Genomic DNA, 25,563 nt, shown 5'->3' with positions numbered 1-25,563 from the left:
CCCGGACTCTTGACAGCTTCTGCGGCCTCGGAAAGCATCCGGACCCGTATCGGATACGCGAATGTATCCGATGGATGAGGAGGCCCACCATGCCCGGAGCGACGCCCCCCACCATGTCCCAGGTCGTCGAGGCAGTGGCCGGACCCATGCCCGAAGGGGTGTCGCTCCCGGCGCCGCCGTCCTTCGGCACGGCCGAAGAGGAACGGCGCTACCGCAAGGAACAACTGGCCGCTGGATTCCGGCTGTTCGGAAAGTTCGGGTTCTCCGAGGGCGTCGCGGGGCACATCACCGTCCGCGACCCGGAGCACCCCGACGCGTTCTGGGTCAACCCCTTCGGCATGAGCTTCAGCCAGATCAAGGCCTCCGACCTGATCCTCGTCGACCACGACGGCAACCTCCTGCACGGCAAACGCCCCGTGAACCGGGCCGCGTTCGTCATCCACTCCGAGGTCCACAAGGCGCGGCCCGACGCACTGGCCGCCGCGCACTCCCACTCCCTGCACGGCAAGGCGTTCTCGAGCCTCGGCATACGCCTCGACCCGATCACCCAGGACGCCTGCGCCTTCTTCGAGGACCACGGCGTCTACAGCGACTACCAGGGCGTGGTCAGTGACGCCGAGGAGGGCAAGCGCATCGGCGCGGCCCTCGCCTCGTACAAGGCCGTCATCCTCCAGAACCACGGCCTCCTGACGGTCGGCGAGTCCGTCGCCGAGGCCGTCTGGTGGTTCATCACCATGGAACGGTCCTGCCAGGCCCAGCTGCTCGCCATGGCGGCCGGTACGCCCAAGCTCATCGACCGGGACACCGCGCTGCACACCCGCTCCCAGGTCGGCGGCCACTTCGCGGGCTGGTTCCAGGCGCAGCCCCTCTGGGACCAGATCACCGCGTCCGACCCCGACCTCTTCGACTGATGAGCCGCCGCGCCGGATGCGGCATCGCCGACATCACGGGGGAGGCGGCCGAGTGCGGAATGCTCGGGTACGGCAAGGCCGGCCAGCAGACGTCCGGAATCCACACCCGGCTGCACGCGCGGGCGTTCGCCTTCGCGGACGGTGAGCGGCGGCTTCTGCTCGTGGTGTGCGAACTGCCGCTGATGTCGGCCGGAGTCGTACGCGAAGTGCTCCGGCGGCTGCCCGGCGGCTACACCGAGTCCAACGTCATGATCACCGCCACCCACACCCACTGCGGCCCCGGCGGCTACTTCCACCACGCGCTCTACAACAGCAACACGGGCGGCTTCAGGGAGCGCACGTACGGTGCGATCGTCGACGGGATCGTGGAGGCCGCCGAGGCCGCGCACGCCGACCTGGCCCCCGCCGTACTGCGCCTCGCCCACGGCGAGCTGCTGAACGCCAGCGTCAACCGGTCGAAGCGCGCCTTCGACCGCAATCCCGCGACGGACAGGGCGCACTTCCCGGACGCCGTGGACCCGCGGACCACCCTGCTGCGCATCGAGCGGAACGGACGGCTCGCGGGAACGGTCAACTGGTTCCCGACGCACAACACCAGCATGACCAACACGAACACGCTCATCAGCGCCGACAACAAGGGGTACGCCGCCTCCTGCTGGGAGGCCCGGGATCCGGGCGTCGTAGCCGCCTTCGCGCAGACCAACGCCGGCGACATGTCGCCCAACCTCAACCTCGCACCGGGCAGCGGCCCCACCGAGGACGAGTTCGAGAACACCCGGATCATCGGCACCCGCCAGTACGAGGCGGCCGCCGCCCTGTACGGCGATGAGATCCCCGGCACGCTGGACGCCCGCCTCACCCACGTGAACCTTTCCCGCACGACCGTACGGCCGGAATTCACCGGCGACGGACGGACCCACCGCACCTGGGGCCCCGTCGCGGGTGCGGCGGCCTTCGCGGGGGCCTGGGTCGACGGGCCGGGTTTCAGGGGCTTCAGGCCTGGCCGCAACCCCCTCTGGGACACCCTGTCGCACCGGATCGTCTACCCGCTCGCACCCCGCCTGCGCGACGCCCAGGCGCCCAAGGGCCTGTGCCTGCCCGCGGGGCCTGTGAACCGGGTACGCCCCATGGTCCAGGAACGGCTCCCGGTGCAGTTGTTGCGCATCGGTCCGCTGTACCTGATCGGCCTCCCCGCGGAGGTCACCGTCGTGGCGGGGCTGCGGCTACGGCGTACCGTCGCGGCGATCGTCGGCGCGGAACCGGGAAACGTACTGGTCGCGGGCTACAGCAACGCGTACGCGCACTACGTGACGACACCCGAGGAGTACGACGCCCAGGAGTACGAAGGCGGCAGCACACTCTTCGGCCGCTGGGAGCTGCCCGCCCTGTGCCAGACCGCGGCCGGCCTCGCGCAAGCCATGCGGGACGGTCTGCCCGTCGACCGCGGCACCCCGGAACGCATCCGTCCGCCGCGCGGGCGCCGCGGGCGGCGGGGGTACGACGCGCCCCATCCAGGAAGGGACTTCGGCGACCTCCTCTCCCTGGCCCGTACGGGCACCCGGGTCACCGCCCGCTTCGTCGGCGCCCACCCCGGCAACGACCTGCGTAGGGGAGGCACCTACCTGGCGGTGGAACGCCGGGAGGGAGCGGAGTGGACGAGAGTCGCCGACGACGGCGACTGGACGACCACCTTCCGCTGGGCGGGGGCGGAGGCGCCGACCGCACGGGAGTCAACGGCGCGGGCGTCCACGGTGACGGTCACCTGGGACGTCCCCACGGACACGCCACCCGGTGTCTACCGGATCCGCTACTTCGGCGACACCGCCACCGGCCCGTTCACGGGAACGACGCGGCCCTTCGAGTGGAACGGAGTGGAACCGGACGGCAAGGCACCGTCGTTATAGACACCGGGAGCGATCAGCAGGACCGAAGCGAGGGGAGTGTGCCGGTGACCAACGGTGCCGTACGGATCGACGGGGACAGTCTGCTGCTGCCGGGCGGGGTGCGGGTGCGTTTCGTACGTACGCTGCGCCTGCCCGAGAAGGGGACGCACTCCCTGCCGCCGGGCCTGGGCAACTTCCCGCTGCGCAGGGTCGAGGACCACGCCGCCACCGTGCCGCAGGAATGGCTGGCCAGAGGCGGCGTCATGCTGCCCGTGCATCTGCGTGAGGCGATGTGGCTGAGCTTCGCCGGGACCGTGGAACCGGGCGCCCTTCAGGTGGCGGTCGGGAAGATCTGCGCCGTGTCGGGCAAGCCGTGGAACAGCCGGCTGTCCCGGGGCCCGCAGAACTACCTGGTACTGCCGCGCCAGCCGTGGCTCGACGGCATCAACTCCGGAACGGGCACGGTGCGGCAGTTCGTCGCGGTGCCCCTCGGGCTCGGCGCGACGGTGGAGGGACAGGTCACCGGCGAGGAGAAGTGGGGCGGACTGCAGCTGCAGTCCTGGCCGCTCGCGGACGGGCCGCTGGAAGCGTGGCGCGAGGAGCAGCGGCGAGCGGCGGAGCGGCGGGCCGCGATGCCGCCGCAGGGCGTCGCGTACGGCGCGCCTGCCCCGGGGGCCCCCGCCGCCCCGGCGATGATGTCCGCTTCCGGGGCCGGGTGGGGCAGCGCGCCCGCGCCGAGGTCCGCCGCGGCGGCGATGGGGCTCGGCGTCGGCGGTTCCATGCGCCAGGAGGTCTACAAGGACGACCGGCCCGCGTCCGACTGGGCCGGCGAGCCGTCGGGCCGGGTCTTCGTCCACCTGGTGACACCGCCGGAGTGGCGGCGTATCACCGGGGAGGAACCTCCGCAGTCCCCCGTGGACCGCGCCGCGTACACCCGGGCGGGCCTGCCCTGGTTCGACTACTACGACGCCGACGGTGAGGACCTGGCGCCCACGGACACGCTGGGCGGCGTCAAGCCGGTCGGGGAGTGGCTGGGCGACGACCACACGCCGTGGCAGCAGCCGTCACCGCACCAGGTGAAGCCGCTCGGCGACGCACCGGGGAAGCCGGTGGCGGACGGAGACTGGTAGGAGCGGCTGAAGGGCGCGGAGCCCGCGAGCCGAACCGCCGAACCGCCGTCGCCGGAACGCCGACCCGCACCGTCGATGAGGGATTGTCGAGGAGCCGCCCCATGACCCGCACGGCCGAGACCCCGAGCTTCTCCTGGGCCGAGGTCTCGGCCAGGCGGCTGGAGCGCAACGCGCTTTCCGCGCCCGTGGATTCCGTGACTTCCGCCGCTGCCGTCATGTGCGGGGCCCACGCCCAGGTGCTGTCCGCGGCCGAGCTGTCCCTCGCCATGCGCACGGCCGAGGGGACCCGGGCGGATGTCCGTCACGCCCTGTGGACCGACCGCGGCCTCGTCAAGACGCGGGGTCCGCGCGGCACCGTACATCTGCTGAGCACCCGGGACCTGCCCATGTGGACCGGCGCGCTGTCCGCGCTGCCCGGTGGCCGGAGCACCCAGGGAACGGCGTCCCTGTTGACGCCGGACCAGACCGAAGCCGTCGTCGAGGCCATAACGGTCGTACTCGCGGACGCGGAGCTGACCGTCGACGAACTCACCGAGGCGCTCGCGGTAGAGGCCGGTCCGTGGGCAGCGGACCCCGTACTGGAGGCGTTCCAGGGCCACTGGCCCCGCTGGATCCAGGCCGTCGGCACGGCGGCCTACCGCGGCGCCCTGTGCTTCGGCCCCAACAAGGGCCGCAAGGTGACCTACACCAGCCCCCGGCGCTGGCTGCCGGACTTCCGGCCCGCCGACGCGCCGACCGCCCTCGCGTGGCTCGTGGAGCGGTATCTGTACGCCTACGGGCCTGCCACGCCCCAGCAGTTCGCGCGCTGGCTCGCCGCGCCGCCGCGCTGGGCCGCCGAACTCTTCACCTCGCTCGCCGCCCGGCTCCAGCAGGTCGAGCTGGACGGCGAGCCCGCCTGGGTGGTCGCCGGGGACACCGCGATGCCGGCGGCGAAGCCACGGGGTGTGCGGCTGCTGCCGTACTTCGACGCGTACGTCATCGCGTGCCGGCCCCGTGAGCGGCTGTTCCCGGGACGCGCCGCCGAGCGCGCGCTGTCCGGCGGACAGGCGGGCAACTTCCCCGTACTGCTCGTCGACGGGGTCGCCGCCGGTGTCTGGCACCAGCGCCGCGCCGGGCGCAGGCTCCACATCACCGTCGAGCCCCTGGGCACGCTCACCGCGACGCAGCGGAACGCCCTCGACGCCGAGGTGCACCGCGTCGGGGAGATCATGGAGGCCGTTCCCGAAGCGTCCATCGGCACGATCACGGTGGGCGCGCACGCCTGAGGAGAAGAACCGTGCCCGACATCCGCATGCACACCCCTGACGAGCCGGCGGCCCTGGTGGAGGTCGCCCCGGGACCGGCCGGAAACGCGGAGGCGGGGCAGATCCACATCGGCGCGCGGGGCGGTGAGTACGTGCCCCTGGTCGCCACGCCCGCGCAGGCGCGGGAGCTGGCCGCGGCGCTCCTGCGGGCGGCGGACGAGGCGCAGGCGCAGCTCACGGACACGTATCCGACCGTCAAGGCGGGTGACCTGCGGCGCGGTGACGTGCGCACCGGAGACCGCACGATCACCGTGGAGCGCGTCCGGAGCGACGGCGACACCGTCCACGTCACATGGGCGTCGGACATCGGGCGCCAGTGGACGCAGAGCTACCCGGCGGACGTGGAGATCGCCCTGCGGCGGCGCGCGTAATCAGCCGGCGAAATTTCCTTCTGGTGCAGGGGAGTTGACCTGCCCTGGGCGCCTGCCTATGTTCTCGTTCGGGATTGTGGTCAATGTCCGATATTTCGAACGAACGCCAGGAGCCCGTATGCACAGTCAGAGAAAACCCGGACGCCGGCTCGCGGTGGCGTCCGCCGTCCTCGTCGGCCTGACGGCCGCACTCGTCGTCGCGCCCGCGCAGAACCCGGCGGCGGCGGAGGCGGAGGTCGCCGACTACTCGATCGGCGTGGACCCGGCCCGTACCGGGCCCGCGATCGACGACTCGATGTACGGCGTGTTCTACGAGGACATCAATCACGCCGCCGACGGCGGGCTGTACGCCGAGCTCGTGCAGAATCGTTCCTTCGAGTACGACACGGCTGACAACCGGGCGTACACCCCTCTGACCGCGTGGCAGGAGACCGCGAGCGGCGGCGCGACCGGCACGGCACGCGTCGTGGACGACGGCGGGCGGCTGAACGAGCGCAACCGCCGCTACCTGCGACTGGACCTCCAGGGCGACGGTGAGCGTTTCGGCGTCGCGAACACCGGCTACAACGAGGGAATCGCGGTCCGGGCCGGGAAGAAGTACGACTTCTCCGTCTGGGCACGCACCGACCGTCCGGGCGGAACACCGCTCAGCGTCGAACTGCGCGACGGGGCGGCGACACTGGCCGACCCGCTGCGCGTCACCGCACGCGGCGACCGCTGGACGAAGTACACGGGAACGCTCACCGCCCGCACCACCAGCGGCGCCGGCCGGCTCGCCGTCACCGCCGGCGGCAGCGGGACCGTACGGCTCGACATGGTCTCGCTCTTCCCCCGCGACACCTACAAGGGCCGGCCGAACGGCCTGCGCAAGGACCTCGCCCAGAAGATCGCCGCCCTCAAGCCCGGCTTCCTGCGCTTCCCCGGCGGCTGTCTGGTGAACACCGGCAGCCATGAGGCGTACGAGGCACCAAACTTCGAACGCCGGCGTTCCTACCAGTGGAAGGACACCCTCGGCCCGGTCGAGCATCGCCCGGTGAACGCCAACTTCTGGGGCTACAACCAGACGTACGGCCTGGGCTACTACGAATACTTCCAGTACGCCGAGGACATCGGTGCGATGGCCCTGCCCGTCGTCCCCGCCCTCGTCACCGGCTGCGGACAGAACAAGGCCACCGACGACCCGGAGCTGCTCCGACGCCACATCCAGGACACGCTCGACCTCATCGAGTTCGCCAACGGACCCGCGACCTCGACCTGGGGGAAGAAGCGGGCGGGGATGGGCCACCCCAGGCCCTTCGGCCTCACCCACCTGGAGGTCGGCAACGAGGAGAACCTCCCCGACCAGTTCTTCACGCGCTTCACCGCGTTCCGCGAGGCGATCGAGGCGAAGTACCCGGACATCACCGTCATCAGCAACTCCGGCCCCGACGACAGCGGCGCCACCTTCGACCGCGCCTGGCAGCTGAACCGCGACGCCGGGGTGGCCATGGTCGACGAGCACTACTACAACAGCCCGCAGTGGTTCCTGGAGAACAACGAGCGTTACGACGCATACGACCGCCAGGGCCCCAAGGTCTTCCTCGGCGAGTACGCGTCACTCGACAACCGCTTCGCCAACGCCCTCGCCGAAGCCGCCTACATGACCGGCCTCGAACGCAACGCGGACGTCGTCGAGCTCGCCTCGTACGCCCCGCTCCTCGCCGACACCAACGACGCGCAGTGGCGGCCGAACATGATCTGGTTCGACAACACCGCCTCGTGGGGCAGCGCCAGCTACGAGACGCAGAAGCTCTTCATGAACAACGTCGGTGACGAGGTCGTACCGAGCCGGGCGTCCGGCACCCCCGCGGTCAGCGGCCCCGTCACGGGCGCCGTCGGCCTCTCCACCTGGGCGACCGCGGCGGCGTACGACGACGTGCGCGTCACCTCGGCAAGCGGCGCGAAGCTCTTCGCCGACGACTTCTCCGGCGACGACAGCCGGTGGACCAGGGCGGCGGGTACCGGCTCCTGGTCCGTCAAGGACGGCGCGTACGTCCAGTCCGACACCGCGGCCGAGAACACGCTGGTCACCGCGGGCGACCCGGCCTGGCACGACTACGACCTCGAGCTGAAGGCCACGAAGCAGTCCGGCAAGGAGGGCTTCCTCATCGCCTTCGGGGTCAAGGACACCGGAAACTACTACTGGTGGAACCTCGGCGGCTGGAACAACACCCGTTCCGTCGTCGAGAAGGCCGTCGGTGGCGCCAAGCAGACCCTCGTGGAGCGCGGTACGACGATCGAGAGCGGCCGTACGTACGACGTCAAGGTCCAGGTACGCGGCCGGCAGGTGACGCTCCTCCTCGACGGCCAGGAATGGGGCAGTTTCACGGACGACAAGGTGGCCGAGCCCTTCCGCCAGGTCGTCACCCGTGACAAGGCCACCGATGAGCTCGTCGTCAAGGTCGTCAACGCCCAGGGCGCGCCCGCCCGTACGAAGATCGACCTCGGCCGGGACACCGGCATCGCGTCGTCCAGGGCGAGGCTGACGACGCTCGCGGGTGTCCCTGACGCGGTCAACACCCCCACCGACCAGCCGATCAGGCCCCGTAGTTCCACCTTCGACGGGGTGGCCAACACCTTCACGTACACCTTCCCCGCGCACTCCGTCACCTTCATGTGCATCAAGACGGACTGAGCGCGGACGGACACCGAAGCCCCCTGCCGCAGCCGGCAGGGGGCTTCCCTCACGTGTCGTCAGCGGGCCGAGAAGGTGTGCACCGTGGTGGAGCGGTACGTCGCTCCCGGGCGCAGCACCGTCGACGGGAACGACGGCTGGTTGGGGGAGTCGGGGAAGTGCTGCGACTCCAGGCAGAGTCCGTCGCCCTGGCGGTACAGCAGGCCCGACGTTCCGGCGAGCGTGCCGTCGAGGAAGTTGCCGCTGTAGAACTGCATGCCCGGCTCGGTCGTGTACATCTTCATCACCCGGCCCGACCCGGGGTCGGTGAGCGTGAGCGCGTACCCCGGCGCGGACGTGATGCCCTTGTCCAGCACCCAGTTGTGGTCGAGCCCCTTGCCGTACAGCACCTGCTGGTGCGGGACCCGGGCCCGCTCACCGATCGCCTTCGCCCGCCGGAAGTCGAAGGGCGTTCCCGCGACGCGCGCCAGCTCTCCGGTCGGTATGAGCGTGGCGTCGACGGGGGTGTAGCGGGCGGCGGCCAGCTCCAGCGTATGGCCGTCGACGGATCCGCTGCCCTCACCCGCGAGGTTGAAGTACGTGTGGCTGGTGAGGTTGGCGACCGTCGTCCGGTCCGTGGTGGCCTCGTAGTCGATGCGCCAGTCGCCGCGCGCGGTGAGCGTGTAGGTGACCTTCACCTTGAGCGTTCCGGGGTAGTCCATCTCGCCGTCCGGGCTGATCCGTCTGAGGACGAGCCCCCGGTCGGACCTCCGGCTGAAGGGCTCCACGTCCCACACCTGCTTGTCGAAGCCCTTGTCACCGCCGTGCAGGCTGTTCGGCCCGTCGTTCACGGGAACCTGGTACGTGCGCCCGTCGAGCGTGAACCGGCCCTTGGCGATGCGGTTGCCGTAGCGCCCGATCAGCGCGCCGAAGTACGGCGATCCGGCGACGTAGTCGTCGAGGTTGTCGAAGCCCAGCGAGACGTTCGCGGTCGCGCCGCGGCGGTCCGGGATCTCCAGGGACTGCACGATCCCGCCGTACGAGAGAACCTTCAGCCGGGTGCCGCCGTTGGCGACGGTCCAGCGGTGGACCTTCGTGCCGTCGGCCAGCCGGCCGAAGAGCTCCCGCGAAGGGGACTTGCCGGTGGGGGCGGCGAAGGCCGTCCCCGAGCCGCCCAGGCCGGCTGCTGCCGCTCCGGCCGCCGCGCCCGCCAGTACCGTGCGTCTGCTCGTGCTCATCTCTATGACTCCTTCAGGAAGTGGTGCACGGAGTTACGAACCGACCTTGCGCTTGTTCCACACGTCGAACCCGACTGCCGCGAGCAGCACCAGACCCTTGATGACCTGCTGGTAGTCGGTGCCGATGCCCACGAGCGACATGCCGTTGTTGAGTACGCCCAGCACCAGGCCGCCGATGATCGCGCCGAAGACCGTGCCGACGCCGCCGCTCATCGACGCGCCGCCGATGAACGCCGCCGCGATCGCCTCCAGTTCGAAGTTCACGCCGGCCTGCGGCACACCCGCGTTCAGCCGGGCCGCGTACACGACTCCGGCGAGGGCGGCGAGCACGCCCATGTTCACGAAGACCAGGAAGGTGACGCGCTTGTCCTTGACACCCGACAGCTTCGCCGCCGCCTGGTTGCCGCCCAGCGCGTACACATGCCGGCCGACGACCGCGTTGCGCATCACGAAACCGAAGCCGATGAGCAGCACCGCGAGCAGCAGGAGCACCACGGGCACGCCCCGGTAGCTCGCCAGCGTCAGCGTGAACGCGAGGACGGCCGCTGCCATCGCCACGCACTTCGTCAGGAACAGTGACCGCGGCAGCACGTCGAGGTCGTAACTCAGCTGCCTGCGCCGGTCGCGCACCTCCTGCGCCAGCGCGAAGACGAGCAGGAGCAGCCCCAGGAGCAGGGTGAGGTTGTGGTAGTTGGTGTCCGGGCCGAGGGACGGGAGGTACCCCGTGGAGATCTTCTGGAAGCCCTCGGGGAACGGACCGATGGAGCGCGAGCCGAGGAAGATCTGCGTACCGCCGCGGAAGAGCAGCATGCCCGCCAGCGTGACGATGAACGACGGGATGCCGACGTACGCGATCCAGAAACCCTGCCAGGCGCCGGCGACGGCCCCGATGACGAGCGCGATCACCGTCGCGAGCACCCACGGAATGTCGTGCTCGACCATCATCACCGCGCACGCGGCGGACACGAACGCGGCGAGCGAGCCGACCGACAGGTCGATGTGGCCGGAGATGATGACGATCATCATGCCGATGCCGAGGACCAGGATGTAGCTGTTCTGGAGGACCAGGTTGGTGACGTTGTTCGGCTGGAGGAGTACGCCGTCGGTCCAGATCGCGAAGAGTACGACGATCAGCGCGAGGGCGATGAGCATGCCGTACTGGCGCATGTTGCGGCGCATGGTTTCCAGCAGCAGCGTGCTGACCGCGGAACCGCGCGGGCCGGGCGGAGCGGTGTGCCGCCCCGGCTTCTCGGTGGTGACCGGGCTGCCCATCTCACTTACCTCTTGTCCATGGTCATGTGGCGCATCAGTACTTCCTGGGTCGCGTCGGCGCGCTCGATCTCGCCGGTCAGCCGGCCGGCGGCCATCGTGTAGACGCGGTCGCACATGCCGAGCAGTTCGGGGAGTTCGGAGGAGATGAAGACGACGGCCTTGCCTTCGGCGGCGAGGCGGTCGATCACGCTGTAGATCTCGAACTTGGCGCCGACGTCGATCCCGCGCGTCGGTTCGTCGAGGATCAGCACCTCGGGACCCGCGAAGATCCACTTACTGAGGACGACCTTCTGCTGGTTGCCGCCGGACAGTCGGCCGACCTGCTCGAAGACCGTCGGCGCCTTGATGTTCATGCTGCGGCGGTACGACTCGGCGACCCGGGTCTCCTCGTGCCCGTCGACGATGCCGCGCCGGGCCACCTTCGGCAGGGCGCTGAGGGTGATGTTGCGGCCGATGGTGTCGATGAGGTTGAGGCCGTAGTGCTTGCGGTCCTCGGTGACGTACGCGATGCCGTGGGCGACCGCCTCGGGGACGGTCTTCGTCCGGATCTCCTTGCCGTCCTTGAGGACGGTGCCGCTGATGTTCCGGCCGTACGACCGCCCGAAGACGCTCATCGCGAGCTCCGTACGTCCGGCCCCCATCAGCCCCGCGATGCCTACGATCTCGCCCCGCCGGACGTGGACGGATACCCCGTCGACCACCTTGCGCTGCTGATCGATGGGATGGTGGACGGTCCAGTCGCGCACTTCGAGCGCGGGGTGGGCGCCGGGGTCTCCGGCGTACGCCGTCCGCTCGGGGAAACGGTGGTCGAGATCGCGGCCGACCATGCCGCGAATGATCCGCTCCTCGGTGGTCTCCGCCGCCTTGACGTCGAGGGTCTCGATCGTCCGGCCGTCGCGGAGGATGGTGACCGAGTCGGCGACCTCCGCTATCTCGTTCAGCTTGTGCGAGATGATGATCGAGGTGATTCCCTCTTCCTTGAGTTCCAGGATCAGCTGGAGCAGCTGAGCCGAGTCGTCGTCGTTGAGCGCGGCCGTCGGCTCGTCGAGGATCAGCAGCTTCACCTCCTTGGCCAGCGCCTTCGCGATCTCCACGAGCTGCTGCTTGCCGACCCCGATGTCCGCGACCCGCGTCTGCGGATGCTCGCGGAGCCCCACCCGCCTGAGCAGCGCCGCCGCGTGCTTGAGGGTCTCGTTCCAGCTGATGACCCCCCGCCGGGCGTGCTCGTTGCCGAGGAAGATGTTCTCGGCGAGGGAGAGGTACGGCACCAGGGCGAGCTCCTGATGGATGATCACGACGCCGTGCGCCTCGCTGGCCCGGATGTCCTTGAAGGCGCAGTGCTCGCCGTCGAAGAGGATGTCCCCCTCGTAACTCCCGTGCGGATGTACGCCGCTGAGGACCTTCATCAGCGTCGACTTGCCCGCGCCGTTCTCCCCGCAGACGGCATGGACCTCGCCGCGCGCCACGGTCAGCGTCACGTCGGAGAGCGCCTTGACACCGGGGAACGTCTTGACGATCGAGCGCATCTCCAGGACGGGCGGCGGCGCTGTCGGACCCGCCATCAGAGGTCGCTCGCCTTGATGTAACCCGAGTCGACGAGAACGGACCGGTAGTTGGTCTTGTCGACACTGACCGGGTCGAGGAGGAAGGACGGCACGACCTTCTTCTCGTTGTTGTATGTCTTGGTGTCGTTGACCTCGGGCTTCTTGTCGTTCAGTACGGCGTCGGCCATCTGCACGGCCTGCTTGGCGAGCGCCCGGGTGTCCTTGTAGACGGTCTGCGTCTGCCGGCCCGCGATGATCGACTTCACCGAGGCGACCTCGGCGTCCTGACCGGTGACCACGGGGTACGGCTTGGCCGCCGTACCGTAACCGTCCGACTTGAGGGCGGACAGGATGCCGATGGATATGCCGTCGTAGGGGGAGAGGACGGCGTCCACCTCTTCGGAGCCGTACGCCTTGGTCAGCAGGTCGTCCATGCGCTTCTGGGCGGTCCCACCGTCCCAGCGCAGCGTCGTGACCTGGTCGAGCTCGGTCTGGCCGCTGCGGACGACGACCTGCTTGCTGTCGATGTACGGCTTCAGGGTCTTCCAGGCGCCCTGGAAGAAGTAGCTGGTGTTGTTGTCGTCGGGCGAGCCGGCGAACAGCTCGACGTTGAAGGGCCCCTTCTTGCCGCCGTCCTTGAGCCCGAGCTTGTCGATGATGTACGTCGCCTGGAGGACGCCGACCTTCTCGTTGTCGAAGGAGGCGTAGTAGTCGACGTTGGGGGTACCGAGGATGAGGCGGTCGTAACTGATCACCTTGACGCCCTGGTCGGCGGCCTGGCGCAGTACGTCCCCCAGGGCGCGGCCGTCGATGGCGGCGACCACCAGCACGTCGACGCCCTTGGTGATCATGTTCTCGATCTGCGAGACCTGCTGGTCGACGTCGTCCTCGCCGTACTGGAGGTCCGTCTTGTAGCCGAGCTTCTTGAACTGCTCGACCATGTTGTCGCCGTCGGCGATCCACCGCTCCGAGGATTTCGTCGGCATCGCGATGCCGATGGTGCCGTCCCCCGCGGACTTCTTCTCCTTGCTGCCGCCTTCGGCGTTCTGGCCGCAGGCGGCGAGGGCGAGGGCGAGCGCGGTGGTGGTGAGGGCGGTTGCGGCCCGGGATGTGCGACGCGTCATGACGGATCAGTCCTTTGCGGGGGTGGTGGGTGTGGCGGTGGCGGTGAGGGCGGTGGTGGTGGCCGGGAAGCGGTGGAGGGGACCGGGCAGCCGGGAGCCGAGCGGGGACATCCCGCCGGCGGCGCCGTGCCGGGCGAGCAGGTCGAGTACGAGGCGTCCGCGGCGTACGCGTTCACGGGCACCGGCCAGGGCGGTGTCGCGCAGTTGGGCGCCGTACGGATAGATGCCGGGGGACTTGGACAGCCCGAACTTGAGGTAGAGGGGCGCACCGCGCCGGATCAGCTCGGCGGTCTCGTACATGCGGATGTAGCCGCCGAGGTCGTCGGGTGCCTCCACGTAGAGGTCCATGGGGGCGCGGCTGGCCCGGCGGATCTCGGTGAAGTGGGCGAGGGTGAGGTCGGAGGGGATGTTGACGGAGTCGGCGCCGAGCCGCTCGTACACGGCGTACGAAGCCGGATTGACCGGGCCGATGAGCGCGGACACCTTGAGGGTGGTGTCGGCGGGCAGCAGCCCGTCGGCGCGCAGCCGGTGCAGCGTCCACAGCACACCCTCGTCGGCGACGAGCAGGCACCTCACCCCGAGTGAGGTGGCCCGCAGCGCGTCCTCGACGCATCCGGCGAGCGCGTCGTGCCCACGGGCACGCAGTCCGGCTCCGCCCGAATCGGTGCGGGTGGCTGCGCCGATGTCCCAGGTGCCGCGCGGGCCGGTGAACAGGCAGAGCTCGATGTCGCGTTCGGCGCAGGACTCCACCATCTCGGTGATGTCGGAGTCGGTGAGCATCCAGACGCCGCTGCCCTGGCTGATGCGGTGGACGGGGACGTCGAGGCGTGAGCTCTCCTTGAGTACGACGGCGAGCGCCTCGGGCCCTTCGACGGAGGGGATCTCGGTGCGCCAGGTGCCGCCGTCGGGGAAGGCGTGCGGGGAGGCGTCGGCGGGGTTGTCGTCCGGCGCGCGATGCCCGATGCGGGCGAGGGCTTCGGCGCCGGGGCGGCGGGGTATCGACGGGGACGGGGGTGTCACGGGACTCCTTGGGGGTGGTTCGGCAGTTCGGTGGTTCGGTATTTCGAACGAAGTTCGGGCGATTGGGTGCGGTGAGGCGCGGTCGTGGCGCGCGGGGCTGTCACCCGCCCGCCCTTCCGGAACAGGCGGGGCAGCCCTCCGGTCCCCGTATGCCTGACGGGTAGGCGACCATGGCGGGCCGGTCAACCAGGCGACGCCCAGCGGCCTTTCGCCGTACTGAAAGCCCTCTCGGGGCCAGGTCCGCCGTCCGCCGCCCCTGTCCAGGCCGTCCGGTGCCCGAGGGACGAGGTCCGGGGCGGAGCCCCGCTTCGGGTAGGGGCGGGGTGGGGAAGGCGCACGCGCCCTGGCCGGACCTACGGCCGGAGCAGCACCTTCCCGGTCTTCGGATCGCCGCCACCGACCAGCGTCACCGCATCCCCGAACCCCTCCAGCGGAAACTCGTGTGTGATCAGCGGCCCGGGGTCGATCAGTCCGGCCCGGAATGCCCGCACGGCGAACGACCAGGCCGACGACGGCGCCCCGAACACGGACCGCACACTGAGCTGGCTCAGCGACAGATGCACGGGATCGATCCCCGTCGCCCCCGGTGCGAACATGCCGGCGATGACCACCCGGCCGCCCCGGCGGGCCAGCAGGCAGGACGACGCCGCGGTGGAAGGCGCTCCGGCGGTCTCGATCACGAGGTCGTACCGTCCCGCCAGCCCCACGGCCTCCTCAGGCGCAAGGGCATCACTCGCCCCGAACTCCAGCGCCCGTACGCCTCGTTCCTCACGGGGGTCCACAACCGCCAGTTCACGAGGGCTTCCGGCGGCCAGCAGCTGCACCGCCAGCAGGCCGAGCGTGCCCGCCCCCACCACGGCCACCCGTTCGCCCGCCTCCGCCCGCCCCGCCCGCACGGCGGCGGCCACCACAGCGGCCGGCTCCAGCAGCGCGGCGGCGCGCAGATCCGCGTCCTCGGCGAGCGGGTGCAGCAGCCGGGCCGGGACGACCACATGGTCGGCGAAGGCGCCGGGCCGGGTGAAACCCGTCTCGTCGTACCCGGCCGAGCACAGCGACGTGTCACCGCACCGGCACCGCTCGCACGTGTCGCACGCCCGGAACCCCTCGGCCACGGTCCGGCGCCCGACGAGCTCCGCGCCGACCCCCTCGCCCACCCCCTCGACCGTCCCGGACCACTCGTGCCCGGGAACGACCGGATAGCGTACGTACGCCGCGTCACGATGGCCGTCGTACACCTCGCGGTCGCTCATGCAGATCCCGGCAGCGGCCACCCGCACCAGCACCTCACCGGGGCCAGGCCCGGGCGGTGGCCCCGTCACCAGCCGGTGAGCGCCGGGCCGCTCAATCACGATCGAACGGCTGCTCACTTCGGCCGCCTCTGCTCCCAGCCCTCGGCCCACAGGTCGAACCTCGCCTGCTGCTGCGGGAATTCGGCCGCCGCGTCCACGTCGAGCTCGACGCCGAGACCCGGTGCGTGGGACACCTCGAAGTACCCGTCGGCCACCTCCGGCGCCCCGCGCACCACCTTCTTGATGTCCGCGTCCGCGAAGTCGTTGAAGTGCTCGAGGATCTTGAAGTTCGGTGTACAGGCACCCAGTTGGAGGCTCGCGGCGGTCAGTACCGGGCCGCCCACGTTGTGCGGGGCGATCTGCACGTAGTGCGTCTCGGCGGTCGCGGCGAGCTTCCTGGCCTCCAGGATGCCGCCGATGTGGCCGAGGTCCGGCTGGATGATGTCGGCGGCCTGCGACTCGAACAGTTCACGGAACTCGATCCGGTCGTGGATCCGTTCCCCGGTGGCGATCGGCATGTCCACCTTGGCGGCGACCTTCTCCAGCGCCTTGAGGTTCTCCGGCGGGACGGGTTCCTCCAGCCAGGCGGGGTGGAACGGCGCCAGCTCGCGCGCGAGCCGCACCGCCGTGGCGGGGGAGAAGCGCCCGTGCATCTCCAGCATCAGCTCGGTGTCCGGGCCGATCGCGTCCCGCACGGCCTCGATCAGCGACACCGCGTAGAGGGTTCCGGCGTGGTCGAGCTCGTAGTGACCGGTCCCGAACGGGTCGATCTTCAGGGCGCCGTAGCCCCGCTCGACGACCGCCTGCGCCGCCTTGTGGTATGCCTCGGGGGTGCGCTCCGTGGTGTACCAGCCGTTGGCGTACGCCTTGACCTTGTCGGTCACCTTGCCGCCGAGCAGCTGCCAGACCGGCACTCCGAGCGCCTTGCCCTTGATGTCCCAGCAGGCCATCTCCACGACGGCGATGCCCGACATGACGATCTCGCCGGCCCGCCCGTAGTCGCCGTACTTCATCCTGCGGACGAGGTCTTCGACGGCGAACGGGTCGGATCCCGCGATGTGGTTGGCCTCGGCCTCGCGGAGGTAGCCGAGCAGCGCGTCGGTGTGGCCGAGCATTCGGGTCTCGCCGACACCGGTGAGGCCTTCGTCCGTATGGACGACGACATAGGTGAGATTGCGCCAGGGTGTCCCGACGACATGCGTGCTGATTCCCGTAATACGCAAGGCAGTTGCCCCTTGGAGGTGTTCGAGATTTCGTCACACGTTCGAAATGCTGGCGTGACCGTAATCAGCACCTCCTGGGGGTGTCAATGGCTTGCGCGGCGTGAAGCGATGCCCATTGCCGGGCGAACGGGCCTGTGGTTAGCCTGTGTTCGTCATACCGGCCAATGGTCGGAGTTTCGAACGGAAGGGGTGGGTGGCCGATCATGGGACGACTGGTCCCGGCGGTGACGAGGTCGCTGGACATACTCGAGCTGTTCCTGGAAGGGGACGGCACCCTGTCCGCGCCCGATGTCACGCGCAAGCTCCGGCTGCCGCGCACCACTGTGCACGAGCTGCTCACCACGCTCGCCGCGCGCTCCTACGTGGTGCCGGTGCCTGACCAGCCCAGCCGTTACCGGCTCGGTGTGCGCACGTACCAGCTCGGCAGCCGGTACGCGGAACAGCTCGACCTCGCGGCGGAGGGTCAGCAGGTGGCCCGCGAAGTGGCCGAGACCTGCGACGAGACCGTCCATGTCGCCATCCTCGAGGACGCCGACGTCATTTACATCGCCAAGGTCGACTCGACCCACGCGGTCCGGATGGTGTCCGCCGCCGGCCGCAGGCTGCCCGCCCACTGCACCTCCGTCGGCAAGATGCTGCTCGCCTCGCTGCCGGAGGCGGAGCTCGACGCGCGCGTCGAGGGGCGGTCCTTGACCGCCATGACGCCCAACAGCATCACCGATCCGGACCATTTGCGCACCGTCCTCGCCGAGATCCGTGAGCACGGCCTGGCCTTCGAGCACCGGGAGTCGAACCCGGACGTGAGCTGTGTGGCGGCGCCGGTGCGCGACAGTGCGGGCCGGGTGGTCGCCGCGCTCTCCATCTCGGTACCCATGATCCGGTGGAGCGAAGCGCGGGAGGCGGAGCTGGCCGAGCTGGCGGCGAAGGGGGCGGGCGACCTTTCGGTCCGCCTCGGCCACCGGGTCCGGCCGTGACACCGCAGGGCGTGCGCGTCGCGGTACGGGAACGGGCGTCGCTCGGTGAGGGGCCGACGTGGGACGCGGCGGCGGGCCGGCTGATCTGGGTGGACATCCTGTCCGCCCGCGTACACACCTACGATCCGGCGACCGGCCGCCGTACGGTCATGGCCACCGAGCAGCATGTCGGCGCGGCGAAGCCGCGGGCCGGGGGTGGCCTGGTGGTCAACCTCCGTGACGGAATCGGCCTGTACGGGCCCGACCCGGCCTTCTCCTGGCTGGTGCGCGACCCCGTGCCGGGCCGCCGGGGCAATGACGCGGCCGTCGCCGCCGACGGGGCGCTGTGGGCGGGCACCATGCGGTACGACGAAGCGCCGGGCGGCGGAAGCCTGACCCGGATCGCGCCGGACGGCACGACGGCCCGGGCGGTGACCGCCGCTGTCAGCAATGGCGCGGGCTGGAGCCCGGACGGGCGCCTCATGTACTACGCGGACTCGCCCACCCGTCGTATCGACGTCTTCGACGTGAGCGGCGAACACGTCCTGAACCGGCGCCCGTGGGTGACGATCGAGGAGGCCGCGGGCTACCCGGACGGCTTGACCGTCGACGCCGAGGGCTGTGTCTGGGTCGCGCTGTGGGACGGCGCGGCGATCCGCCGGTACACGCCGGACGGACGGCTCGACCGTACCGTCCCACTCCCGGTGCGCCGCCCCACGGCCTGCGCCTTCGGTGGCGCCGGCCTGCGCGATCTGTACGTCACCACCGCCCGCACCGGCCTCGTCCGCCCGCACCCGCTCTCCGGCTCCCTGCTGGTGCTCCCGGACGCGGGCCGGGGCCTGCCGAGTGCACCGTTCGGGGGCTGACCGGACTCGTTGTACGAAGGGCTTCGTAATTTCACGTTCTTCGTAGTACGGTGCGTGTCGTACTAGCGCGGTCGATCCAGCTGCACCAGCTGAACGGAGTCCTTCTCGTGAGCGCCCTCTTCGAGCCCTACACCCTGCGATCGCTGACCATCCCCAACCGCATCTGGATGGCGCCGATGTGCCAGTACAGCGCGGAGGTGTTCGGGCCGGACGCCGGAGTCGCGCACGACTGGCACTTCGCCCACTACGCCGCCCGCGCCACCGGCGGCACCGGCCTGATCCTGGTGGAAGCCACGGCGGTCAGCCCCGAGGGCCGGATCAGCCCTGCCGACCTCGGCATCTGGAACGACCGCCAGGCCGATGCGTTCCGCCGCATCACCGCCTTCCTGGAGAGCCAGGGCACGGTCCCGGGCATCCAGCTGGCGCACGCCGGACGCAAGGCGTCCACGGACCGCCCCTGGCGCGGCGGCGCGCCCGTCGTGGCCGGCCCCGAGGCCTGGCAGCCCGTGGCGCCGAGCCCGGTGGCGTACGGAGAGGACCACCCGGTCCCCACAGAGCTCACCACCGCGCAGATCCAGGAGGTCGTCGGCCAGTTCGCCGACGCGGCGCGGCGGGCACTCGCGGCCGGTTTCAAGGTCGCCGAGATACATGGCGCGCACGGCTACCTGATCGGCGAGTTCCTCTCCCCGCACAGCAACCGCCGCACCGACGAGTACGGCGGTTCCTTCGAGAACCGCACGCGGTTCGCCCTGGAGGTGGTGGACGCGGTGCGCGCGGTGTGGCCCGAGGAGCTGCCGCTGTTCTTCCGGATCTCCGCGACCGACTGGCTGACCGAGAACGCCGAGGACGAGCGGAACGGCTGGACCGGCGACGACACCGTCCGCTTCGCCCGCGAGCTGCGGGCGCACGGAGTGGACCTGCTCGACGTCTCTACGGGCGGGCTCGCGCCGCGCGCGCGGATCCCCGTCGGCCCCGGCTACCAGGTGCCGTTCGCCGAGCGGGTCCGTACCGAGACCGGACTGCCCGTCGCCGCGGTCGGCCTCATCGCCGACGCGGTGCACGCCGACAAGATCCTCGCCGACGGGCAGGCGGACGCAGTACTGCTCGGCCGGGAACTGCTGCGCAACCCCTCGTTCGCCCTGCATGCCGCGCGCGAACTGGGTGGCGAGGTCCGCACGCCCGACCAGTACGGATGGGCGATCTGAGCACCTCCCGCGCCGGCGGGCGCGCCGGGGCCCGCCCGCCCGCCGAATTACGATGAGCGTCGTACGAGCCGTACCATGGGCACCCCGGACGAACTGGAGACGCCGTGAACACCGCCACGAGTACGCGTGAACTCGCGCACCCCACGCGTGACGAGATCCGCCTCGAAGGGGTGCTCCACGCGCTCTCCGACCCCATGCGGCTGCTCATCGTGCGGGAGATGGCCGTGGCCGACTCCGACCTGGCCTGCTCGTACTTCACGCTTCCCATCACCAAGTCCACGACCACCCACCACTTCCGCGTACTGCGCGAGAGCGGTGTCATCCGGCAGGCCTACCGGGGCACGGCCAAGCTGAATGGCCTGCGCCGTGAGGACCTGGACGCGCTCTTCCCCGGCCTGATCGAGCGCGTACTGGAAGCGGCCGCCCTGGAGGCGGACCGGCTCGGCACCGACAGCTGACGGGGCAGGCCACGGGCCCCGCCCCCTCGGCGGCCTTCAATTGCCGCCGTGCGCGGCGGCCAGCAGTCCCGCCCAGTCGTGGAGTTTCACCGAGCGGCGGCCGAGCGAGATGCCCAGGGCCGCCTCCGCCGCCTCGATCGCGCGCCAGTCGTTCCACACCACCGGGTGGACGCCCGACTCCCGCAGTGCGGCGAGCGGGTCGTCCACGAGCGGTCGCAGGGCGAGCCCCGGCGCGTCCGCGAGGAGTGAGGCGACCGTCTCCTTGGCGCACGGCCGGTTGGTGCCGATGACGCCGGTCGGGCCCCGCTTGATCCAGCCGGCGACGTACTCGCCCGGCGACGCCACGCCGTCCCGCAGCACACGCCCGGCGGCGTGCGGAACCGTGCCGTTGCCCCGGTCGAACGGCAGCCCGGGGAGCGGAGCCCCCCGGTAGCCCACCGACCGCAGCACCAGCTGGGCGTCGATGTCCTCGTACGTCCCCGTGCCGCGCACGCCGCCGCTGCCGTCGGGCGCCGTGCGCTCGAAGCGCACCCCCGCCGCCCGCCCGTTCTCCTCCAGCACCTCCACCGGCCGCAGGAAGAACCGCACGTGGATGCGGCGCGCCCGCTCCCCTCCGGCGCCCGCCGCCCAGCCCCGCAGCACCTCCACATTGCGCCGGTTCACGGCGGGCAGTGCCATGGCGGCGGCGGACTCGGGATCGGCGTACGCGGGGTCCAGGGCGAGCTCCTCGGGCCGTACGACCACGCCCGCGTCCGGCAGCGTGCCGAGCTCCCGCAGTTCCTTGGTGGTGAACTTCGCCTGCGAGGGGCCGCGCCTGCCCACCATGTGCACATCGCGCACCTGGCTGTTGGCCAGCACGTCGAGCGCCGGCTGGGGCACATCGGTGGGCCGCAGCTCGTGGGCGCCGCGCGCCAGGATGCGGGCCACGTCCACCGCCACGTTGCCCACGCCGATGACGACGGCCGAACGCGCGGCCAGCGCGAAGCCGTTCGCGGACGCGTCCGGATGCGCGCTGTACCAGGAGACGAAATCGGTGGCCGAGTAGCTTCCCGGCAGATCCTCGCCGGGAATGCCGAGCCTGCGGTCGGTCGCGGCCCCGACGCAGTACACCACCGCGTGGTAGAGCTCCAGCAGCCGCGCGCCGGTGAGACCGGCCGCTCCCACCTCGGCATGGCCGACAAAGGTGATCCGCTCGTGCTCGAGAACGGTGCGCAGGCTGCCCTGGAGCGACTTGATCTTCTCGTGGTCCGGTGCGACGCCGTAGCGCACCAGCCCGTACGGACAGGGCAGCCGGTCCAGAACGTGCACGTGCACGTCGGGTACCGCGTCCTGTTGCACCAGGGCCTGCGCGGCGTAGACCCCGCTGGGACCTGAACCGACGACTGCGACTCGAAGCACGGCGGGGGCTCCTTCCCGCAAGGGTCTCCAGCATGGCACCGATCCGCGGGCCGGGGGAGATGCTCTGAGGGGGTTCCTTACGGCGTACCCGCGTGCGCGCCGTGGCGAGCCCCGCGCGGGCTGGGGTTACCTTCCCGCCGTGCTGGAAAGTACCTTTTTGAAGTTAATAACCATTATGAACCGAATGGGGCGGCGCCGGAACGGCCGGCCTGGTTCAATGTCCGGCTCACCTTCGCCGACGGCGCCAGGATCGACGTGCTGGCCGCGATGTCCGCGCAGCGGATCACCGTCGAGGAGGTGCGCGCGGATCTGCCGCTCGACGGCTTCGCGACGGCCGCCGAGTGGGTCGAGGGGCCGCTCGGCGGTGGCTGCCGGGTGGTCACCGAGACTCAGCGTCCGGCTGGTCCGGCCCGTCCGCCCCGTGTGGCAGCCGACGCATGTCCGAGCCGAAGCCGTCGCCCGTCAGGCGCGCCCGTCCGGCCTGGCCCGGCGGCCTGGCCGGACGGCGCATCGCGGCGGAGGCGTACCGGGCCGTCCAGCAGTCGGGACAGGGCCCGGTGCTCGCGGTGAGGTGCGCGACGGGGCGCAGCCGGCGGCGCAAGTCGCTCCGGCTGATCGCGAGCGCGCGGGACGAGGGACACCTGCCTCCCCGCCACAACCGCCGTTAGGCGCACTCCGCCGCGCTTACAGCATGTCGCGCATCCTGCCGATCTCGGCGGTCTGCTGGGCGAGCACGTCCGTCGCCATCTCCTCGACCTGGACGTTGTTCCCCTGCGCGAGGACCTCGGTCGCCATGGTGACCGCGCCCTCGTGGTGAACGGTCATCAGGTTGAGGAACAGCCGGTCGAAGTCCTTGCCCTCGGCCTCCCGCAACCGGGCGAGCTGCTTGTCCGTGGCCATCCCCGGCATCGCGGCGTGGTCGTGGCCGCCCTTGTGCTTCGTGCCGCCGTTGTTGTCGAGCCAGCCCCGCATGGCGTCGATCTCCGGGCGCTGGGCCGCCGTGATCCGCTCGGCGAGACGCTTGACCTGCGTCGACCCGGCCCGCTTCGGAGCCAGTTCCGTCATCACGAGTGCCTGGCCGTGGTGCTCGATCATCATGCGCGCGTAACGGAAGTCCGCCCCGTTGGGCGAGCCGTCGGGCAGTGCCTTCGCGGCCTCCTGGGCCGACATGGTCTTCGCGGGCTCACCCGGCTTGCCCGGCGCGACCACCGAAGGCCCCGCGACCGGCTTCGACTTCGGCGTGGTCCCGCCTCCCGCGTCGCATGCGCCGAGGCCCAGTGCGGCGGCCACGGCCAGCGTTGTCGCGACCGCCGGGCGCGCGACGGCGGGCTTGCGGGCGCGCGTGAACGGGGGGCGAATCAACACGGCGACCTCCTGGGGCACATGGGACGATTGATGTCCGTTCTTAGCACGCTTCCGCACAGCAATGATCAAAAACTTTCATTACGTCTTCGTTGCCATCTGTTGAGATGTGCATGCAAACGACGATACTGCCGGGGTGTATGAACCGTTCAACTAAGAACGGATACAAGGGAGGACGCAGTGACCTCGTTGCACATCACCCGCGTGCGGCGCAGACGCCTGGGCGTGGCAACAGCCGCGGCAGGGCTCATCGCTACGCTGCTGACGGCCGGGCCCGCGGCCGCGACCCCCGACCCGGGAGACGCGCCCGCGAAGAAGGAAGGCCTGACCACCTCACAGCAGGCCGAAGCCAGGGCCGCCATCGAGAGCGGCGAGATACCCGGCGTGGACGAGATCGTCCACAGCAAGAACATCGAGCACCTCGTGAACGTCCCCAAGGACGCCATCAAGGGCACCAATTCGGACCTTGCGTTCCAGGGCAAGTACGCCTTCTCCGGGAACTACGACGGCTTCCGCATCCTCGACATCAGCAACCCGAAGGCCCCGAAGACGGTCTCCCAGGTGCTGTGTCCCGGTTCGCAGAACGACATCTCCGTCTCCGGGGACCTGCTCTTCCTCTCCACGGACTCCTCGCGCAACGACAACTCGTGCGCGAGCACGTCGCAGCCCGCGACGGAGAAGTCCTCCTGGGAGGGCATGAAGATCTTCGACATCAGCGACAAGAGCAACCCGCAGTACGTCGCCGCTGTCGAGACCGCGTGCGGCTCGCACACCCACACCCTCGTGCCCGAGCGCCGCAACGTCTACGTCTACGTCTCCTCGTACTCGCCGAGCGACACGTTCCCCGACTGCAAGCCGCCGCACGACGGCATCTCGATCATCAAGGTGCCGCGCAGCGCCCCGGAGAAGTCCGCGATCGTCGACTTCCCGGTGCTCTTCCCGGACGGCGGGAACCCGGGCGCGCCCACCAACCCGGGCGTCTCCAAGACCACCGGCTGCCACGACATCACCGTGCTGCCCTCGAAGGACCTGGCCGCCGGCGCCTGCATGGGTGACGGCATCATCTTCGACATCGAGGACCCGGAGAAGCCCAGGGTCATCGACCGCGTCCAGGACAACGTCAACTTCGCGTTCTGGCACTCGGCGACGTTCAACCAGAAGGCCAACAAGGTGGTCTTCACCGACGAGCTCGGCGGCGGCGGCGCCGCCACTTGCAACGAGGCCACCGGCCCGAACCGCGGCGCCGACGGCATCTACGACATCACCGGCAAGGGCGACCAGCGCAAGCTGGTCTTCAAGAGCTACTTCAAGATCGACCGTCACCAGGCCGCCACGGAGAACTGTGTCGCTCACAACGGCTCCCTGATCCCGGTCAAGGGCAAGGACATCATGGTCCAGGCCTGGTACCAGGGCGGCGTCTCCGTCTGGGACTTCACCGACTCGGCCAAGCCGAAGGAGATCGCCTTCTTCGAGCGCGGTCCCGTCAGCGCGACCTCCCAGGTCACCGCCGGCTCCTGGTCGGCGTACTACTACAACGGCTACATCTACTCCAACGACATGGCGAAGGGCTTCGACGTCCTGAAGCTCAACGACAAGCGCACCGACGGCGCAAGGAAGGTGCGGCTGCACGAGCTCAACGTGCAGACCCAGCCCGACTACCGCCGCTGATCCACGGTCCGTACGCGTGTGCCGCCGGGCGGGTCTCCGCCCGGCGGTACGCCGAGTTCCCAGTCCAGCCCGTACCGCTGGAACAACTCGGCCCGCAGGCTGGAGAGCGGCATCGGGGCCCCCGGCAGGAGTACGGCGAACACCGCGCCCATCAACAGGGCGCGCAGCAGTGGATAGTCGGCGTCCACATCCGGCGATCCGTGGCGCACGACAGCGCCCCGCAACAGCGCGGCCAGCCGCTGCTGTTCGGGACACTGCACAAAGCCGTCCGCCTGGAGGATGCCCGCCATGTGCGTGCGCATGAGCACCGGGTGGTCGCAGGCGAGACCCAGTACGGCGTCGATCGCGCGGGCCAGCAGTTCGCTGCCGTCCTCGGTGCGCGGCTCGCGCTCCAGGGCCGCTTCGAGCGTCCGGTGCATCAGCCGGTGAACGGCCGACTGGAGCAACTGCCGCTTGCCGGGGAAGTAGTACGAGACAAGTCCGCGCGCCGATCCGGCGCGGTCCGCGATGTCGCCGAGCGTCGTCGCCTCGTAGCCGCGCTCCGCGACGAGCTCCACGGTGGCCTGCAGCAGCCGTTCCCGGGAACGGCGACGCAATTCTTCATTGACCGATGCGCTGCGCGGGGACATGCTGTAACTCCTGCGTTGACTGGCCCGGAGCCAATATACTCAGTGGTCCCACGACAGGCGCC

General features: G+C 70.4%; 21 protein-coding genes and 1 pseudogene. 12 read left to right on the top strand and 10 right to left on the bottom strand.

Features of this window, described 5'->3' with window-relative positions:
• Positions 1–89: 89 nt before the first annotated feature.
• From ACWIHY_RS13960 to ACWIHY_RS13935, 6 genes are all read left to right on the top strand, one after another.
• Positions 90–911, top strand: coding sequence for a class II aldolase/adducin family protein (locus ACWIHY_RS13960; protein ID WP_454375878.1), 822 nt, complete (start codon positions 90–92; stop codon positions 909–911).
• Positions 911–2,815: a neutral/alkaline non-lysosomal ceramidase N-terminal domain-containing protein gene (locus ACWIHY_RS13955; protein WP_454375877.1), complete on the top strand. Its 1,905-nt coding sequence runs from the start codon at positions 911–913 to the stop codon at positions 2,813–2,815. Before ACWIHY_RS13960 ends, ACWIHY_RS13955 begins: the two co-directional genes overlap by 1 nt.
• 44 nt (positions 2,816–2,859) lie before the next feature.
• Positions 2,860–3,924 carry a hypothetical protein gene (locus tag ACWIHY_RS13950; protein ID WP_454375876.1) on the top strand — a complete coding sequence of 355 codons (1,065 nt, stop codon included), beginning with the start codon at positions 2,860–2,862 and terminating at the stop codon, positions 3,922–3,924.
• A 101-nt stretch (positions 3,925–4,025) separates the two neighbouring features.
• Positions 4,026–5,189 carry a winged helix DNA-binding domain-containing protein gene (locus ACWIHY_RS13945; protein WP_454375875.1) on the top strand — a complete coding sequence of 388 codons (1,164 nt, stop codon included), beginning with the start codon at positions 4,026–4,028 and terminating at the stop codon, positions 5,187–5,189.
• A gap of 11 nt (positions 5,190–5,200) precedes the next feature.
• A complete protein-coding gene (locus ACWIHY_RS13940) occupies positions 5,201–5,599 on the top strand; it encodes a hypothetical protein (RefSeq protein ID WP_454375874.1) in 399 nt (132 codons plus the stop codon).
• Between the two features lie 118 nt (positions 5,600–5,717).
• Complete coding sequence (locus ACWIHY_RS13935; protein WP_454375873.1) at positions 5,718–8,273, top strand: alpha-L-arabinofuranosidase C-terminal domain-containing protein; 2,556 nt, start codon at positions 5,718–5,720, stop codon at positions 8,271–8,273.
• Positions 8,274–8,332: 59 nt separating this feature from the next.
• Here the strand turns inward: ACWIHY_RS13935 and ACWIHY_RS13930 are convergent, their stop codons facing one another.
• The 7 genes from ACWIHY_RS13930 to ACWIHY_RS13900 form a co-directional block, all read right to left on the bottom strand.
• Positions 8,333–9,490, bottom strand: coding sequence for an aldose epimerase family protein (locus ACWIHY_RS13930; protein ID WP_454375872.1), 1,158 nt, complete (start codon positions 9,488–9,490; stop codon positions 8,333–8,335).
• Between the two features lie 33 nt (positions 9,491–9,523).
• The gene (mmsB, locus tag ACWIHY_RS13925; protein ID WP_454375871.1) at positions 9,524–10,762 is read right to left on the bottom strand and encodes a multiple monosaccharide ABC transporter permease; all 1,239 of its coding nucleotides are present in this window, start codon (positions 10,760–10,762) and stop codon (positions 9,524–9,526) included.
• A 5-nt stretch (positions 10,763–10,767) separates the two neighbouring features.
• Positions 10,768–12,324, bottom strand: coding sequence for a multiple monosaccharide ABC transporter ATP-binding protein (gene mmsA / locus ACWIHY_RS13920; protein ID WP_454375870.1), 1,557 nt, complete (start codon positions 12,322–12,324; stop codon positions 10,768–10,770).
• Positions 12,324–13,430: a multiple monosaccharide ABC transporter substrate-binding protein gene (gene chvE, locus ACWIHY_RS13915; RefSeq protein ID WP_454375869.1), complete on the bottom strand. Its 1,107-nt coding sequence runs from the start codon at positions 13,428–13,430 to the stop codon at positions 12,324–12,326. Before chvE ends, mmsA begins: the two co-directional genes overlap by 1 nt.
• 6 nt (positions 13,431–13,436) lie before the next feature.
• Entirely contained in the window at positions 13,437–14,450 is a 1,014-nt protein-coding gene (locus ACWIHY_RS13910; RefSeq protein WP_454375868.1) for a hypothetical protein, read from the bottom strand.
• 353 nt (positions 14,451–14,803) lie between these two features.
• On the bottom strand, positions 14,804–15,817 hold the full coding sequence (locus ACWIHY_RS13905; RefSeq protein ID WP_454375867.1) for a zinc-dependent alcohol dehydrogenase: 1,014 nt from the start codon (positions 15,815–15,817) through the stop codon (positions 14,804–14,806).
• Complete coding sequence (locus ACWIHY_RS13900; protein WP_454375866.1) at positions 15,814–16,962, bottom strand: mandelate racemase/muconate lactonizing enzyme family protein; 1,149 nt, start codon at positions 16,960–16,962, stop codon at positions 15,814–15,816. The genes ACWIHY_RS13905 and ACWIHY_RS13900 overlap by 4 nt, the downstream gene beginning before the upstream one ends.
• Positions 16,963–17,165: 203 nt before the next feature.
• Between ACWIHY_RS13900 and ACWIHY_RS13895 the strand changes: the two genes are divergently transcribed.
• The 4 genes from ACWIHY_RS13895 (at position 17,166) to ACWIHY_RS13880 (ending at position 20,444) form a co-directional block, all read left to right on the top strand.
• Positions 17,166–17,936: an IclR family transcriptional regulator gene (locus ACWIHY_RS13895; protein ID WP_454375865.1), complete on the top strand. Its 771-nt coding sequence runs from the start codon at positions 17,166–17,168 to the stop codon at positions 17,934–17,936.
• Positions 17,933–18,781: an SMP-30/gluconolactonase/LRE family protein gene (locus ACWIHY_RS13890; RefSeq protein WP_454375864.1), complete on the top strand. Its 849-nt coding sequence runs from the start codon at positions 17,933–17,935 to the stop codon at positions 18,779–18,781. The genes ACWIHY_RS13895 and ACWIHY_RS13890 overlap by 4 nt, the downstream gene beginning before the upstream one ends.
• A 107-nt stretch (positions 18,782–18,888) precedes the next feature.
• A complete protein-coding gene (locus ACWIHY_RS13885; RefSeq protein WP_454376047.1) occupies positions 18,889–19,986 on the top strand; it encodes an NADH:flavin oxidoreductase/NADH oxidase in 1,098 nt (365 codons plus the stop codon).
• Between the two features lie 104 nt (positions 19,987–20,090).
• Positions 20,091–20,444 carry an ArsR/SmtB family transcription factor gene (locus tag ACWIHY_RS13880; protein WP_454375863.1) on the top strand — a complete coding sequence of 118 codons (354 nt, stop codon included), beginning with the start codon at positions 20,091–20,093 and terminating at the stop codon, positions 20,442–20,444.
• A gap of 36 nt (positions 20,445–20,480) precedes the next feature.
• Here the strand turns inward: ACWIHY_RS13880 and ACWIHY_RS13875 are convergent, their stop codons facing one another.
• Complete coding sequence (locus ACWIHY_RS13875) at positions 20,481–21,842, bottom strand: FAD-dependent oxidoreductase (RefSeq protein WP_454375862.1); 1,362 nt, start codon at positions 21,840–21,842, stop codon at positions 20,481–20,483.
• A 255-nt stretch (positions 21,843–22,097) separates the two neighbouring features.
• On the opposite strand from ACWIHY_RS13875, the pseudogene ACWIHY_RS13870 reads away from it, so the two are divergent.
• Positions 22,098–22,510 (top strand): annotated as a pseudogene (locus ACWIHY_RS13870) (DUF6214 family protein).
• A 16-nt stretch (positions 22,511–22,526) separates the two neighbouring features.
• Here ACWIHY_RS13870 and ACWIHY_RS13865 read toward each other — a convergent pair.
• Complete coding sequence (locus tag ACWIHY_RS13865) at positions 22,527–23,204, bottom strand: DUF305 domain-containing protein (RefSeq protein ID WP_454376046.1); 678 nt, start codon at positions 23,202–23,204, stop codon at positions 22,527–22,529.
• A 180-nt stretch (positions 23,205–23,384) separates the two neighbouring features.
• Here ACWIHY_RS13865 and ACWIHY_RS13860 point away from each other — a divergent pair, with 180 nt between their 5' ends.
• A complete protein-coding gene (locus ACWIHY_RS13860; protein WP_454375861.1) occupies positions 23,385–24,872 on the top strand; it encodes an LVIVD repeat-containing protein in 1,488 nt (495 codons plus the stop codon).
• Here ACWIHY_RS13860 and ACWIHY_RS13855 read toward each other — a convergent pair.
• Entirely contained in the window at positions 24,860–25,501 is a 642-nt protein-coding gene (locus ACWIHY_RS13855; protein WP_454375860.1) for a TetR/AcrR family transcriptional regulator, read from the bottom strand. The two genes, ACWIHY_RS13860 and ACWIHY_RS13855, sit on opposite strands and share 13 nt — an antisense overlap.
• Between the last annotated feature and the right edge of the window lie 62 nt (positions 25,502–25,563).

The organism is Streptomyces sp. NPDC055287 (assembly GCF_053646035.1).
This window is presented reverse-complemented; position numbering and strand designations above follow the sequence as displayed.